We start from the raw sequence: 17,116 nt of genomic DNA on the forward strand, positions 1-17,116 counted from the left end.
TTTAAGAAGTGTTAAATAACTTACAAAGTTCTCTTAATATAATGTAAGACTACGAAAAATAAAAAATGTTACAAAAGACTATTTAACCGTGTCTTTTTGTTGTTTTTTCTTCTTCTTTCCGAATAAACCACCTAAAACATCCGTTACTTTTTTAACGGTTTCCTCCTTTTTGTTGGTTGTGCTAGTGCTATCTTTCTTTTTGTTTCCGAATAAACCACCTATAGCGTTGTTTACTAACTTGTCTTTTTGTTGCTGAACTAATTGCTGACTTAACTTAGTAACTGATGAAGATAAATCTGTTTTTACAGAAGGATTTGTCATGTTACCTGTAATGTTAGCAGTAACAGGAACCGTTATGTTTTGTTGGTCTTTTGCGCTCAATTTAGAAAGTAATCCTTGTGCTTCGTTACCTAAATATTTTGCAGGAACATTAAGAGTGACATTATAGCTCATTGTCTTATCAAACCCGTGGCTTCCACCAACGGTAATACCAATGTCCTTATATTTTAAATCAAATGGTTTTACCACCACTTTACCTTCTTTAAAAGACAGGTGTGTTTTAATATCAGATAAATCTAGTTTTGATAAATCAATGAACGATAATTTATCATTTAATAAACTTAAAGCTTTCGTTTTTTGTGGATTGATACTAGTGGTTAATAACTCAGCTAGTGCTTTACCAGAAACAGAAGCTAAGTTAGGTGTAAAATCATCATTTAAACTTCCAGCTAAGTCAATGTCAGAATTTAATTTACCATTCATAGCACCTGCTATAGGACTTATTGATTGTAGTAAATCTAAGCTGGTAAATGATTGAGCTATATCAAAAGATTTAATACCTAACTTCATATCGAAAGTAGGTTTCTTTTGCTGTGTGTTAACTTCTCCATTTAAAGCAATTTGACCATTAAAAATACCAGCATTCATGTTTTGTAAAATGGCTTTTTCATCTTTTAAAAGCAATGTTCCTCTTACATTTTTTAGAGTCAAATTATCGTAATATACAGTTTGAGCGTTTGCAGAAACGGCACAATCTAAAAATGCAGGGATTTTCAAAGATTCAGTTGGTGTATCTTTTGTAGAGTCATTTTCTTTGTTTTCGGAAGCTTCAGGGTTTTCTTGCATAAAATCACTAACATAAAAGTTGTTTGAATTCAGTTTGAAATTTCCACGTAATTTTTTGTCAGAAAGTAAAAAACCTAATAAGTTTTTAAGTGTTCCAGTAGCATTTAAATCACTTTTTCCAGTAGTAGCATCAAACTTTGTTAAGCTAACGGTACCAGGTGTAAAATTGACAACTGTATTTTTAATATGAAGAGGGTTTACAACATCTTCCGAAGAAAAAACAAAGTCGCTTACTTCCATTTTTCCGTTATTTTTAATACGACTTAAAGTATTATTCTCAAGCGCCTTCATGTCGAATTCTGTACGTAAATCTGCCTTTAAAATCCCGCTTAATTCATTTTTTAAATCAATAGGATACGCTTTGTTAATATTGGCAAGGTTTAAAAGACCTTTTAAACTAGCATTTACCTTTGGATTGCTAGTTAGGTTATAAATATTTCCTTTTCCAGAAAACGTATCTTGATCAATTTTAAAAGAGAGTCCGTTAATAGTAACAAAGGTATTTTCAGTTTTACCAGTGGTGTTTTTTATTTGTGCATCAATATTAATGTTTTGAACACTTTTGGGTAAATCAGGATATTTAAATGAAGCGTTATTTGACTTCATAGAAATATCTAACTTCGGAATATGGTTGTCGTCAATAATTCCGTTTACCTTTCCATTTACACTAAAATTACCTGTAGTACTTACGCCAGCAATACTTTTGGTATAGGTTTCAGGAATTAAACCTAAAAAGTTTTTAAAGTCAGAAGACGGAGTTTTGAAGTTGATATCAACCTCTTGATTTTTTTCGTTTACTTGAACAAAACCATCAAAAACCAATGGAAGGTTATTTAATTTAGCTTTATTTTTTAAGAAAGAAAACTTCATATTAGTTAAATCCATTCCTACAATAGCATCTAATTCTATTTTTTGGTTCTTAGCATACGAATTGCCGTCCATTCCAAAAGAAACTAAAGTAGAGGTTTGTGTGTCTAGCTCTGTATTAGATTGAGAGAAATCACCACTTCCACTATGATTTAATTCGGTTAGTTCAAGGTTTAATTTACCTTGCTCATCATTGTATTTTATCGTAGCATTGTTAATAGCGTATGAATTAATAGATAGCCCGAAAGTAGATGGTTCTTCATCTTTTGTCTCTTCTGTCTCAGAAGGTTTTGCAATATCGTAGTTAGCATTTCCTTTTTTATCAACTAATACATTTACTAGAGCATCATCAATAGTAAATGATTTGATATTTAGCTGCTCAGAAGAAGCTTTAAAAAGCTCTGTAAGTTTTAAGGCTAAGTTTACTTCTTTAGCATATACTAAAGTGTCACCTTCAAAAGGAGCGTTGTTAATAACCGTTAAGTTAGATAACTGTACTGAAGCGTTTGGGAAATTTCTAAGCAGGCTTAAGTTCGAATCGCTAAAATCAACTTTGGCGTTTACGTTGTTGTTAATAGTAGTTTTTACCAAGTTCATCACTTTATCTTGAAATAGTAGGGGAATACTAACCAAAAGGATGAAGAAAAAAACTACAATACCTAATAATATTTTATATATCTTTTTCATAATGAATAAAGTTTATTATGTAATACTAACGAACAAATTTCAACATTTATTTGTAAATAGAAAGTCAATGAAATGATAAATTTTCTTTTGGTAATTTTGCGGCGACAAAACCACGTATTTTGAATAAGAAACAGCAATACTCAAACTTTATAAAAACACAAGCAAAACGTTTAGGTTTTTTGGGTTGTGGTATTGCCAAAGCTAACTTTTTAGAAGAAGAAGCACCCCGTTTAGAGCAATGGTTACAAAATGGGTATCATGGTGAAATGCGTTATATGGAAAATCACTTTGATAAACGTTTAGACCCAAGGTTGTTGGTAGATGGTGCAAAATCTGTGATTTCTTTATCGTATAACTATTTCCCTTCGGAAGTTCAGAAAGAAGGAAGTTATAAGATCTCTAAATATGCTTACGGGCAAGATTATCATCATATTATAAAAGGAAAGTTACGAGAACTATTACAGTTGATTAATGATGAAATTGGGGAGGTTTCTGGTCGTTGCTTCGTTGATTCAGCTCCTGTGTTAGAAAGAGCTTGGGCGCAAAAATCAGGATTGGGTTGGAACGGGAAACATTCGTTATTAATTCAAAAGCAACAAGGCTCGTTTTTCTTTTTAGCTGAATTGATTATTGATTTAGAACTTGAATATGACGAACCTTTTAAAACAGACCATTGTGGAAGTTGTACTCGTTGTATTGATGCTTGCCCGACACAAGCTATTTTACCAAATAATACAGTTGATGGAAGTAAATGTATTTCGTATTTAACAATTGAGTTAAAGGATGCAATTCCATCAGAATTTAAAGGAGAAATGCAAGATTGGATGTTTGGTTGCGATGTATGTCAGGATGTATGCCCGTGGAATCGTTTTTCACAACCACACGAAGAAAGTTTATTTACGCCTCAAGAAAATTTATTGCAAATGACAAAACGTGATTGGCAAGAGTTAACGCAAGAAACCTTTAGTAAGGTTTTTAAAAAATCAGCAGTAAAGCGTACTAAGTTTTCAGGTTTATTAAGAAACATTGATTTTATAAAATAATAAAAACCGCTTTTTAAAGCGGTTTTTATTTATGTTTTGAAGATTATTTTGGGTTGGTTTCCCCGAAGAAAAACCAATTAAGTCCTTTTTTAATCATTCCGCTTTCTTTGGCAGGAGCTTGTTTGTCTGCTTCTTTTGTGTTAGCCGTTTCTCCTTCAAATAAGTTTACAACAAAATCTTCGTATGAAGAGTTAACTTCTTCTTGTAAATATGAATTAAAATATAATTCACTTGCTTTTTCGCCTTTAACTTTTTCAATTTCTAATAGCGTTTTGTACAAAGGTTCAATTTTTTTTATAACGCTTTCAGGTAACGATTTTCTCCTTCCAGTATATCCAGTAATTTTTCCATGATCATCTTTTTCTACATCAAAATCAGTAATAACCCAATAGTATCTACCAGTTCTTGTTAAGTTTTTAACAATAGCATGGAAGTTGTTTCCCTGTTTTAAGTTGTCCCATAAAACTTTGAAGACTACCTTAGGCATGTCGGGGTGCCTAATTACGTTGTGAGGTTCACCTATAAGTTCTATTTTATTATACTCAGAAGCTTCTTCAAAAGTATCGTTCATGTATAAAATAGTTCCTGCAGGGTCTGTTTTGCTAATAATTGTTTTTGATTTGTCCCATTTTACTTCCTCATCTATAACTTTGGAAGGTCTAAGAGAATTGTTTGTGTGCATTTTTTTTGTTTTAATAGTTATTCGGGGTGGTTTACTTAAAAATAATCAGCAAATATAAGGTTTTTGATGGAGGAGTATGTTTTGAATGAATTTTTAGTTGAGGTAAAAGAAGATAATTTTTATTTGATCTAAAAAATTGATTGTTAGATAATTGTATTGTATTAGTTTTTGTTTTGTAATGATAGAATTGTGTTATTTTAAGAAAAAGGAATGTTGGGGTGTTTTAAAATAAAAAGGATTGAGATGACTATCTCAATCCTTTTTGGAAAAATGTTTTTTAAGAGGATTATTTAGGGGAATAATAAGTTTTACGTCGGGTTTGTTTCCCCGAAGAAAAACCAGTTCAATCCTTTCTTTAAAGGGTTGGTTTCGTTTTTAATTTTTTCAGCTTCCTCTTTAGAGAGTTCTTCATTAAATAAATCAACAACAAATTCATTGTAAGTTTTACCAACCTCTTCTTTTAGGTAGGCATCAAAATACATTTCACTAGCCTTTTCGCCTTTTAGTTTTTCAATATCTAACAGTGTTTTATATATAGGCTCAATCTTTTTTACAACTCCGTTAGGAACGGCCTTTCTTCGAGCTGTATATCCTACAATTTTACCTTCATCATCTTTGTCAATAGTGAAATCGGTTATAACCCAGTAATACCTACCGGTTCTTGTTAGGTTTTTAACGATAGCATGGAAGTTTTCGCCTTTCTTAAGAGCGTCCCACAATACTTTAAAAGCCACTTTAGGCATGTCTGGGTGACGAATAATATTATGAGGTTCACCAACTAATTCAATAGTGCTGTATTCACAGGTGTTAGAAAAAACATCGTTAGCATATAAAATAGTTCCGTAAACATCAGTTTTACTTACAATGGTTTTTGTTTTATCCCACTGTACTTCTTCGTCAATAATGTGTCTATGTGTAGTTTCCATTTTTTATTTGGTTTAAGGTTAGGGCAAAATTCAGGAAATTTTTAAAGACGAAATATGACTTTTATCAGGTTACAAATTCTTTTTACTTCACAACAAAATGTATATTTGTAAGTTCAAACAAACAAGAACGAACCTATGAGAGATTCTAGAAAAAGGCATGAAGCACTACTTTATCATGCCAAGCCGAAGCCCGGGAAAATAGCAGTAGTACCTACTAAAAAATATGCAACTCAACACGATTTATCGTTAGCATATTCTCCAGGAGTAGCAGAGCCTTGTTTAGAAATAGCTAAAGACAAAAACAACGTTTATAAATATACATCAAAAGGTAACTTAGTAGCTGTTATTTCAAATGGAACAGCGGTTTTAGGATTAGGAGATATTGGTCCTGAAGCATCCAAACCTGTCATGGAAGGAAAGGGGCTGCTTTTTAAAATTTTTGCTGATATTGATGTTTTTGATATTGAAGTAGATACTACAGATGTAGATAAATTTATTGAAACTGTTAAGGCTATTGCTCCTACTTTTGGAGGAATTAACTTAGAAGATATTAAAGCTCCTGAAGCTTTTGAAATAGAAAGACGATTAAAAGAGGAGTTAGACATTCCTGTAATGCACGATGATCAGCATGGTACAGCAATTATTTCAGCCGCAGCCTTAAAAAATGCATTAGAAATTAATGAAAAGGACATTAAGGATGTAAAAATTGTTGTGAACGGAGCAGGAGCCGCAGCAATTTCATGTACGCGTTTATACTTGGCCTTAGGGGCAAGTCGTGAAAATGTAATTATGTGTGATAGTAAGGGTGTTATTAGAAAAGATAGAGGCAACCTAACATCACAAAAATCGGAATTTGCTACAGATCAAGATGTAAATACATTAGAAGAGGCAATGTTAAATGCTGATGTGTTTATTGGTTTGTCAAAAGGAAACGTGGTGTCTCCTGAAATGTTATTGTCAATGGCTAAAAACCCTATTGTTTTTGCAATGGCAAATCCAGAGCCAGAAATTGAGTACGATTTAGCGATTGCTACTAGAGACGATATTATTATGGCAACTGGAAGATCAGACCATCCTAATCAGGTAAATAATGTACTAGGTTTTCCTTTTATTTTTCGTGGAGCATTAGACGTACGCGCCAAAAAAATAAATGAAGAAATGAAAATGGCTGCTGTACTTGCATTGGCAGATTTAGCAAAACAGTCGGTGCCAGAACAGGTAAATATCGTATATGACGAAGTAAGTCTTTCTTTTGGAAAAGAATATATTATTCCGAAACCATTTGACCCAAGATTAATCTATGAAATTCCACCAGCAATTGCAAAAGCTGCGATGGATTCTGGGGTTGCTCAGGAACCTATTGATGATTGGGATAAGTATCGAGAGGAGTTAATGGATCGTTCAGGAACAGGAAGTAAAGAAGTACGCTTACTACACAACAGAGCTAAAAAGAATCCTAAGAGGTTGGTGTTTGCAGAAGCAGATCATCTAGATGTGTTAAAAGCGGCACAGAGAGTGTATGAAGAAAAAATTGGAAAACCAATTTTATTAGGAAGAAGAGAAATTATTTTAGAACTGAAAACGGAGTTAGGATTCGATGCTGATGTGCCGATTATTGATCCTAAAACAGACGAGGAAGAAGAAAGAAGAAACCGATATGCTGAAATATTTTGGAAATCAAGACAGCGTAAAGGGGTTACCTTTTTGGAAGCTCAAAAATGGATGCGTGAACGTAACTATTTTGCAGCAATGATGGTTAATTCAGGTGAGGCAGATGCGTTAATTACAGGATATTCAAGACCTTACCCTTCTGTAGTGAAACCAATGTTGGAATTGATTGAAAAAGATCAAGGAGTAACAAGGGTTGCAGCAACAAATATGATGCTAACGAAGCAAGGGCCGATGTTTTTAGCTGATACCACAATCAATATCAATCCAACAGCAAAAGATTTAGCTAAAATTACACAGTTAACATCTGTATTAGCTAAGATGTTTGGAATGAAACCAAATGTAGCAATGCTAGGGTTTTCAAATTTTGGATCATCAAAATCTGAAAGTTCAACTAAGATTAGAGAAGCTGTTTCTTACATTCACCGTCATTATCCAAATGTTGTAGTAGATGGTGAGTTGCAAGCAGATTTTGCCTTGAATCCAGAGTTGTTAGCAAAAGAGTTTCCCTTCTCTAAATTAAATGGAAAAAGAGCAAACGTATTAATTTTTCCAAATTTAGAGTCGGCTAACATTACTTATAAATTAATGAAAGCTGTTGATGAAGTAGAAACAATAGGGCCAATTTTACTAGGAATGAGTAAGCCAGTACACATCTTGCAATTGGGGGCAAGTGTTGACGAAATGGTAAATATGGCTGCAGTAGCAGTGGTGGACGCTCAAAACAAAGAAATGAAAGCCAAAAACAAGGTTTCTCAATAGCTTAGAGAGAAATTTTTTTAAAAGATATTTTTGTCTATTTTAGACGAATAGAAAAAATAGCTGGATGATAACACAAATAAGGGGAAAACTTGTGGAAAAAAATCCTACATACGCTGTTGTAGATTGCAGTGGTGTAGGATACTTAATGCATATTTCTTTAAACACATATTCATCATTACCAAACGATGAATATGTGTTGTTATATACACACTTATCTATTAGAGAAGATGCTCATACGTTGTATGGGTTTTCAACAAAAACAGAGCGAGAAGTTTTTAGGTTACTAACTTCAGTTTCAGGTGTAGGACCAAGTACTGCACGAACAATGCTGTCTTCAATGACTTCTCAAGAAGTTTCGCATGCCATAGCTTCGGAAAATGTAAAACTAATACAAACAGTAAAAGGCATTGGAGCGAAGACTGCACAACGGGTTATTGTTGACTTAAAAGATAAGGTATTGAAAACTTTTGATGTAGATGAAGTTTCTGTGGTACAGAACAATACAAATAAAGAAGAAGCGTTATCTGCTTTAGAGGTTCTTGGGTTTGCACGAAAGCAAGCCGACAAGGTAATAGGGAATATATTAAAAGAAACACCTGATGCAAGTGTTGAAAAACTTATAAAGCAGGCGTTAAAAAACTTATAAAAAAGGTTGGAAAAAGCAGTTATGAATAGATTACTTACGGCACTTACTGTTTTGGTAAGTGTTGTTTCGTTTTCACAAAACACTCAAAAGAATAACACTAACGCTGTTAAAAAAGACACTGTAACTCCCCTCAAATACAATTTTAAATACAATCAAAACGGAACACTTTACTTAAACAATCCTTCTCAAAAAGTGGTAACTTACGATAAGGCGTTGAATAAGTTTATGATTGTTGAAAAAATAGGAGACTATTATGTAGGAACTCCTATTTTTATGACTCCTAAAGAGTATAATGAGTACCGTTTAAAAAACGATTTAAAAGATTACTTTAAAGAAAAAGTAGATGCTACTAACCCTAAAAAGAAAGGGAGTGAAGCAGCTCGTAAAAACTTATTACCTAAATATTATGTAAACTCTAAGTTTTTTGAGTCTGTTTTTGGAGGAAATACCGTTGAGGTAAATCCAACAGGGCAAATTAATATTAAACTAGGAGGAGTATATCAAAACAACGAAAACCCTCAGATTTCTGTTGAAAATCAAAGCAGCTTTACATTTGATTTTGACCAACAAATTAGTGCGAGTTTACAAGCGAAGGTAGGTAAACGATTAACGGTAACTGCAAATTATGATACCCAATCTACTTTTGATTTTCAGAATGTTATCAAATTAGAGTATACTCCAACTGAAGACGACATCATTAGAAATATTGAGGCAGGTAATATTAGCATGCCAATTAAAAATTCACTGATTAATGGAGCACAATCGTTATTTGGGGTAAAAACAGAATTACAGTTTGGTAAAACATACGTAACTGCTGCTTTTTCGCAACAAAACTCGCAATCTAAAACAGTGGTAGCAGAAGGGGGAGCAACCATAGAACCTTTTGAATTAAGAGCTTCTGATTACGATAATGACCGACACTTCTTTTTATCACAATACTTTAGAGAAAATTACAAAGAAGCTTTAGAGAATTATCCTTTAATTAACAGTCCTATAAATATTACTAGAGTTGAGGTTTGGGTAACTAACAGAAATCAAAATGTAAGTGATTACCGTAGCATTGTAGCTTTTGCCGATTTAGGAGAATCTGATGATGCAAACGAGGTAAACCCAGCAGAGATTACAACAACACCAGGAGCCATATCAGTAAACTCAGAAATTATACCATATAATGGAGTGAATAATTTAAGCTCATTATTAGCTGCAAATTCAGGAGGTATTAGAGATGTAGCAACCATTGATGCTGCTATTAATGGAATAGGAGTGCCAGCACGACAAGGGTTTAACTATACCTACTTGCAAAATGCTCGTAGGTTACAACCAAATGAATTTAGGCTGCACCCGCAGTTAGGTTTCATCTCATTAAATAGAAGGTTGAATGATGGAGAGGTTTTAGCGGTGGCTTTTGAATATACGGTGGTAGGAGCCTCTAATAGTGAAACAGTATTTAAAGTAGGAGAATTTTCAAACGATGGAATTGTAGCACCAGCAAATATTGCCGTTAAGTTATTACGTAGTGAAATTTTAAATACGACAAGACCAGGAGATGATACGGAAGCTTTTCCAACTTGGAGATTGATGATGAAAAACGTATATGCTTTAGGAGCTTTCCCATTACAACGTGATGGATTTCGTTTTGAATTATTGTACCGTGATGATGAAACAGGAACTTTGCAAAATACTCTACAAAAAGCACAAACACCCGGGATAACAGATAAGCCATTATTACGTATTTTAAACTTAGATAAATTAGATCAAAGTGAATATGCTGTTCCTAATGGCGATGGTTTCTTTGATTATGTTGAAGGAATTACAGTAAATTCTGAAAGAGGGTATATTTTGTTTCCTGAACCAGAACCATTTGGAAATGATTTAAAAGATGAACTTACCAATCCAACAGATCAAGATAAGTATGTGTTTGAAGAATTATACTTAACCACAAAAATTCAGGCAAAAAACGAGTACCAGAACTTAGATAAATTCTTCTTAAAAGGATATTTTAAATCAGAAACGAGTAGAGGAATTTCTCTTGGAGCCTTCAATGTGCCAAGAGGATCAGTACGAGTTACAGCAGGAGGAAGGCAACTGGTTGAAGGGATTGATTATGTGGTTGACTATCAGTTGGGGCGTGTGCAAATTTTAGACCCAGGTTTAGAAGCATCTGGAGTACCAATTAATGCATCTGTAGAAAATAATACATTCTTTAATCAACAACGAAAAACATTTATAGGAATAGATGTTGAACACCGTTTTTCTGAAGATTTTATTTTAGGAGGAACTTTTTTAAATGTTAGTGAAAAACCAATTACACCTAAGGTAAATTTAGGAGGTGAACCTATAGATAATATCATGTTAGGGTTGAATTTAGATTACTCTTCAGAAGTTCCATATTTAACAAAACTAGCAAATAAATTACCTTTTGTTGAAACAGAAGCACCGTCTAATGTTTCGGTTAGAGCGGATATGGCTTATTTATTACCAGGATCTCCTAGTGGAATTAATGTAGATGGTACTGCAACTTCATATTTAGATGATTTTGAAGCTTCACAAATACCGATTAACTTGAGCTCCCCACAGCAATGGTTTTTAGCCAGTACACCAGAATCTCAAGGTTTTGATGGGGGAACTTTTGGTTTAGAGTATAATTACAAAAGAGGAAAATTAGCTTGGTACAACATTGATCAACTATTTTATGGTAGTGGAAACCGACCAGATAATATTGATGAAAATGAACTGTCTAGAGATGAGGTACGTCAAATTCGCTACAACGAATTATTCCCGAATACAGATCTAGATATTACACAACAAAATTTAGTTAGAACGTTAGATTTAGCGTATTACCCAGCAGAAAGAGGACCGTATAACTATAATGAGAATGCAAATACCGTAACCGCTGAGGAGCGTTGGGGAGGTGTTATGAGAGCATTAACTACTAACAATTTTGAACAAGCAAACGTTGAGTATGTTCAGTTTTGGTTAATGGATCCGTATGAGAATTACTCAATTACAACTGATGAGGGGTTGCCAGCAGGAATTAATCCTAACGATCCAACAAATCAAGTAGGAAAGTTATTTATAAACTTAGGTAATGTTTCTGAAGATATTTTAAAAGATGGAAGAAAGCAATATGAAAATGGACTTCCTGCTGATGGACAAAAAGCTGATGGAGGAAACGTTCAAACATCTATTTGGGGAGATACACCTATAAACCCTTCTATTATATATGCTTTTGATTCTAGTAATGATGCAAGAACAAATCAGGATATTGGTTTAGACGGGTTAAACGATGAAGAGGAAAGAGCAAAATATCCAGCATTTGCTGGGTTAGATGACCCAGCGGGAGATAATTTTCAGTTTTTTAGAGGAGGGGCTATAGAAAATACCAATCCATCAGTTTTATCTAGATATAAAAACTTTAATGGGACAGAAGGTAACTCACCAACAGCGAGTCAATCAAACGAATCGTACCCAACATCATCAACTACATATCCAGATACAGAAGATATTAATAAGGATCAAACAATGAATCCTGTAAATAGTTATTTTGAGTACGAGGTTTCGTTGAATAAAACAGATTTAGTATTAGGTCAAAATCATATTATTGATGTTAAAACACAAAATGTAACACTTTTAAACGGAGCAACAAGAACCACTAAGTGGTATCAATTTAGAATACCAGTTAGAAATGTTACCGATGCTCAAAAAATTAATGGAATTACTGATTTTAATAGTATTCGTTTTATACGAATGTTTTTAACGCAATTCAAAATGCCAGTAGTATTACGTTTTGGAGAGTTAGAATTGGTAAGAGGAGATTGGCGTCGTTACACAAAAACATTACCAGATACTAATATTCCTTCTGAAGATTTAGATGCAGATGAATTAAACAAGTTTGAGGTAGGAGTAGTAAGTATTGAACAAAATCAAGATCGTTATCAATTACCACCAGGAATTCAAAGAGAGCGTTTACAAGGAACCAATAGAATCCAACGTCAAAATGAGCAATCTGTAACGTTAAAGGTAACTGACTTAGAAGCTAACGAGGTTAGAACTATTTATAAAAATATTAGTATTGATATGCGTAGGTATAAAAAACTGCGTATGTTTTTACATGCAGAAAATCAAAATAGTGCAACCGGAGCTAATGATGATGAAATGGTTGCTATTATACGTTTAGGTACAGATTTAAATGATAATTATTACCAAGTAGAAAAGCCATTAAAAATATCTACATCAAATGCATCATCTTTAGATGTTTGGCCCCAAGAAAATAATTTAGATATTCCGTTAGAAGAATTAGCTAACTTAAAAATAGAAAGACCAACAGGAAGCAATCTTACTGATGTGTATTCGTCAACAAGCTCTAATGGGTTAAAAATTTCTGTGAGAGGTAATCCAACATTAGCACAAGTAAGAACAGTAATGTTAGGGGTGAAAAATACTGTTGCCGACGATAAAACTGTAGAAGTTTGGTTCAATGAATTACGTGCAGTAGGCTTTGATAATAAAGGTGGATGGGCAGCTGTGGTAAATGCAGATGCTAATATGGCTGATGTAATGGATGTGTCTTTAGCAGGAAGAATGTCAACCATAGGTTTTGGTAATGTAGAAGATCGTGTACAACAAAGAAGTATTGAGGAGATAAAACAATATAGTGTAGCAACAAATATTCAGTTAGGTAAAATGATGCCTAAAAAATGGAACATGCAAGTGCCAATGAATTATAGCTATGGAGAAGAATTTAGAGATCCAAAATACGATCCACAATTTCAAGATGTAGAATTAGAAGACGCTATTGACAAAAACCCAAATAGTAAAAATGCCCAAGACTATACAAGAAGAAAAAGCATTAGTTTCATTAATGTAAAAAAGAATAGAAACCCAGAAAGTAAAAAGAAACCTAAATTTTATGATGTAGAGAATTTCTCTGCTTCGTATGCACATAGTGAAGAGTTTCATAAAGATTACAATATTGAAAGTTATGTAAACAAAAATGTAATGGCAGGCGCTAGTTATAATTTTACTTTTGTTCCTTTTAATATAGAACCATTTAAAAAATCAGAAGGATTTAAAAATAGATACTTACAATTTATAAGGGATCTAAACTTTAATCCGGTGCCAAAAACAATAGCATTAAACTCAAGAATTAACAGAAATTATAATAGTCAGCAGTCAAGAAACTTAATTATTGACCCAATAAATCCGTTACCTGCACAGCCAGAGTTAATTCAGCGAAGATTTTTATTTAATTGGGATTATACAATCGGTTTTGATTTAACCAAATCGCTACAATTAAACTTCAATGCAACGAACAACTATATATATGATAGTTTTGGAGAAGATGAAGAATTAGAGGTTTACGATCAGTTTTTTAGCATCGGAAGACCTGACAATTACCATCAAAAGTTAAATACAACCTATAAATTACCATTAGACAAGTTCCCGTTCTTGAATTTTATCAATGCGGATTATGGATATACAGCAGATTTTGATTGGAAGGCAGGATCGCAAAGTTATATTGAACAAGTTGGAAACATGATTCAAAATGCCAATACTCATAACTTAAATACGAATATAGATTTTGGTCGTTTTTATAAAATTGTTGGAGTAGATAAATTATTACTGAAAGGAACGAAGAAACAGCCTACGCAAAAAGGAGAAGCTATCTTAGGAGGAGATCAAGTAGCACAAAAACCAAAACTTAAAAAGAAAGCTACTTTTGGACAGAAACTAGGAAAAGGAGTATATGATGTATTAACATCTGTAAAAAGAGCAAAAATCAGTTACTCTCAAAATAATGGAACTTTACTACAAGGATATAAACCTTCAGTTGGATTTTTAGGAAGAAATGGTTTTGATGGAGGCTTAGCTCCAACATTAGGATTTGTGTTTGGGAGTCAAACAGATATTTTAAATACAGCTATCGAGAATGGATGGTTAATTACTAGAAATGCTGGAGACGAATATTATAGTAAGAATTACACTAAAACAAGGTATAAAAAATTAGATTATAATGTATCTGTAAAACCACTTAGAGATTTAACTATTGACTTACGAGGAAGCAGAATTCAAACAAGCAATTTAACACAACAGTTAGACGTAGTTTCAGATGGTAGTGGAGGTTTTGAACAAGACCCAAATATCAAACCTTTTGAAACAGGTAATTATAGCATAAGCCATTTTATGTTAGGAACTATTTTTACAGATAATGAAACGCTGTATCAAAACTTTTTAGACTATAGAAGTACTATTTCAGGAAGAATTGCTGATGAACGAGGAATAGCGGTAAACGATTTTGATAGAAATAATAACAATCCTGGGTTTAAAGAAAATGGACAACAGGCAATGCTCCCAGCCTTTATTGCAGCATATTCTGGAAATAGTCCGAATTCTGTAAGTACAGGAATCTTTAAAAATATACCAATTCCAAACTGGACATTACGCTATAATGGGTTTATGAAGTATAAGTGGTTTAAGAAAAACTTCACGTCTTTTACCTTATCACATGGATACAAATCTTCGTATACTATAGGTAATTATACCAATAATTTACAGTACGATTCAAACGCACCAACAAATACAAATACTTCTGGTAATTATCAATCAGAACTCTTAATTTCGTCGGCAACTTTAATTGATGAGTTTTCACCATTAGTAAAAGTAGATTTTAGAATGAAAAATTCAGTTTCATTCAAAGGAGAGATAAGAAGAGACAGGTCGTTAACATTAAATTTTAACAACAATACTTTAACAGATATTAAAGGAACAGAATATGTTTTAGGATTTGGATATAAGATTAGAGATGTTAAATTTGTCACCAGATTTACAGGAAAGAAAGAAACCTTAAAAGGAGATATAAATTTAAGAGCTGATATTTCGTTAAGAGACAACTTAACATTGATAAGAAGCGTAGATGAAGAGAATAGTCAGATTACAGGAGGCGAGAAATTATTTGGATTAAAATTTATTGCTGATTATAATTTAAGTAGCAATTTAACAGCATCTTTTTATTACAATCACCAAACGTTTGAATACGCAGTTTCTACCACTTTTCCAAGACAATCTATTAATGCAGGAATTAATTTAGTATACAACTTAGGAAATTAAAACAAACACAATAAAAAATCATTACAATGAACATTCCATCAGAATTAAAGTACACCAAAGACCACGAGTGGGTTAAAGTTGAAAGCGGTGTAGCAACTATTGGTATTACTGATTTTGCACAAGGAGAGCTAGGAGATATCGTATATGTCGATGTAGATACATTAAATGAGGAATTAGAAGCTGAAGAAGTTTTTGGTTCTGTAGAAGCAGTAAAAACTGTATCAGATCTTTTCATGCCTTTATCAGGAGAAGTAGTAGCGTTTAACGAAGCGTTAGAAGACGAACCAGAATTAGTAAACTCAGATCCTTATGGAAATGGGTGGATGATAAAAGTAAAATTATCTGACGATTCACAAGTAGCAAACTTATTAAGTGCTGAAGCATATCAAGAACTTATTAAAGGGTAAACTAATAATAGCAATACTAATAACTTTAAGTATTGCTATTATTAGTTTAATAAAACTAGAAAAAGCTCCTATACAAGTTAATCATATAGATAAGTTAGAACATGCTTTTGCTTATTTTGTGTTAAGTTTGGTATGGTTACTAGCTTTAAAAACAACAAAAATTAATAAATATATTATCGTTTTTTGTTGTTTCTTTTACGGCATAATTATTGAGGTTTTACAAGTTACAACCACGTCATATAGATCAGGAGAGATTTTAGATATAATGGCAAACACGACGGGTATTTTAATAGCTTTTATAGTTTACAACTCTTTTTTTAATAAAAATAAAGCTATTTAAAGATTATGCTTGTAAAAGTTGAAATAAATTAATTAAATTAGCGAACTATTAAAAACATTTAGGATGGAAATCAAGAAAAATCCAAAATCAAACTTAGAAAACTATAGTAAACTATTTATGCAAATAGGTTTGGTTTTAGCTTTATTTGTAACGTATGTTGCTATTGAAAATAAGACATATGATAAAGAGTATGGAGAGTTAGGTATGGCTAACATGGCTTCTGATATTGAAGAGGAAACTATCGAGCTTCAAATTGAACCACCAAAGCCAAAGCCAAATACACCTCCACCACCAGCTCCTGAAAAAATTGAAGTAGTAGAAGACGAAGAAGAGATTGAAGAAACAGTAATTGAATCTACTGAAACGGATGAAACTGAAGCTGTAGAAGTAGAAGATATTCAAGAAGTAGAAGAGGTAGAAGAAGTAGTAGAAGACGTACCTTTCGCAATTATTGAAGAAGTTCCTGTATTTCCTGGATGTAGTGGAACTAAGGCTCAAAAGAAAGAATGTTTAAATAAAAAGTTACAAAAACATATCCAACGTAACTTTAATGCTGAACTTGCGAATGAGTTAGGTTTAACTCCTGGGAAGAAAAGAATCTACGTTCAGTTTAAAATTGACAAAGATGGTTCTATTACAAATGTAACTGCAAGAGCTCCGCATCCAAGATTAAAAAAGGAAGCAGAAAGAGTTGCTAGAAAGATACCTAAAATGAAACCTGGTAGACAAAGAGGTAGACCAGTAAGAGTAGGTTATACTTTACCTATTACATTTAATGTAGAGTAGTAAAAACTTACTAAAAAGATAAAAAAAAGCAATCCATTTTGGATTGCTTTTTTTTATTGGCACGTTTCTT

General features: G+C 32.8%; 10 protein-coding genes. 7 read left to right on the plus strand and 3 right to left on the minus strand.

Annotated features, from left to right (window positions below):
• Positions 1 to 78: 78 nt before the first annotated feature.
• Positions 79 to 2,679 carry an AsmA-like C-terminal region-containing protein gene (locus V1T75_RS12925; RefSeq protein WP_330488941.1) on the minus strand — a complete coding sequence of 867 codons (2,601 nt, stop codon included), beginning with the start codon at positions 2,677 to 2,679 and terminating at the stop codon, positions 79 to 81.
• Between the two features lie 119 nt (positions 2,680 to 2,798).
• Between V1T75_RS12925 and queG the strand changes: the two genes are divergently transcribed.
• The gene (gene queG / locus V1T75_RS12930) at positions 2,799 to 3,722 is read left to right on the plus strand and encodes a tRNA epoxyqueuosine(34) reductase QueG (protein ID WP_330488942.1); all 924 of its coding nucleotides are present in this window, start codon (positions 2,799 to 2,801) and stop codon (positions 3,720 to 3,722) included.
• Positions 3,723 to 3,765: 43 nt separating this feature from the next.
• Here the strand turns inward: queG and V1T75_RS12935 are convergent, their stop codons facing one another.
• Together V1T75_RS12935 and V1T75_RS12940 are read right to left on the minus strand one after the other, a co-directional pair.
• The gene (locus tag V1T75_RS12935; RefSeq protein ID WP_330488943.1) at positions 3,766 to 4,404 is read right to left on the minus strand and encodes a PAS domain-containing protein; all 639 of its coding nucleotides are present in this window, start codon (positions 4,402 to 4,404) and stop codon (positions 3,766 to 3,768) included.
• A gap of 308 nt (positions 4,405 to 4,712) precedes the next feature.
• The gene (locus V1T75_RS12940; RefSeq protein ID WP_330488944.1) at positions 4,713 to 5,330 is read right to left on the minus strand and encodes a PAS domain-containing protein; all 618 of its coding nucleotides are present in this window, start codon (positions 5,328 to 5,330) and stop codon (positions 4,713 to 4,715) included.
• Between the two features lie 135 nt (positions 5,331 to 5,465).
• Between V1T75_RS12940 and V1T75_RS12945 the strand changes: the two genes are divergently transcribed.
• The 6 genes from V1T75_RS12945 (at position 5,466) to V1T75_RS12970 (ending at position 17,046) form a co-directional block, all read left to right on the plus strand.
• A complete protein-coding gene (locus V1T75_RS12945; protein ID WP_330488945.1) occupies positions 5,466 to 7,760 on the plus strand; it encodes an NADP-dependent malic enzyme in 2,295 nt (764 codons plus the stop codon).
• Between the two features lie 64 nt (positions 7,761 to 7,824).
• On the plus strand, positions 7,825 to 8,406 hold the full coding sequence (ruvA, locus tag V1T75_RS12950) for a Holliday junction branch migration protein RuvA (protein WP_330488946.1): 582 nt from the start codon (positions 7,825 to 7,827) through the stop codon (positions 8,404 to 8,406).
• Positions 8,407 to 8,427: 21 nt separating this feature from the next.
• Positions 8,428 to 15,513, plus strand: a complete 7,086-nt coding sequence (sov, locus tag V1T75_RS12955; protein ID WP_330488947.1) for a T9SS outer membrane translocon Sov/SprA — start codon at positions 8,428 to 8,430, stop codon at positions 15,511 to 15,513.
• A gap of 26 nt (positions 15,514 to 15,539) precedes the next feature.
• A complete protein-coding gene (gene gcvH, locus V1T75_RS12960) occupies positions 15,540 to 15,920 on the plus strand; it encodes a glycine cleavage system protein GcvH (protein WP_330488948.1) in 381 nt (126 codons plus the stop codon).
• Complete coding sequence (locus V1T75_RS12965) at positions 15,886 to 16,260, plus strand: VanZ family protein (protein WP_330488949.1); 375 nt, start codon at positions 15,886 to 15,888, stop codon at positions 16,258 to 16,260. Before gcvH ends, V1T75_RS12965 begins: the two co-directional genes overlap by 35 nt.
• Before the next feature lie 63 nt (positions 16,261 to 16,323).
• Positions 16,324 to 17,046: an energy transducer TonB gene (locus V1T75_RS12970; RefSeq protein WP_330488950.1), complete on the plus strand. Its 723-nt coding sequence runs from the start codon at positions 16,324 to 16,326 to the stop codon at positions 17,044 to 17,046.
• Positions 17,047 to 17,116: the final 70 nt, after the last annotated feature.

This window comes from Tenacibaculum sp. FZY0031 (assembly GCF_036350695.1).
Classification (GTDB): domain Bacteria; phylum Bacteroidota; class Bacteroidia; order Flavobacteriales; family Flavobacteriaceae; genus Polaribacter.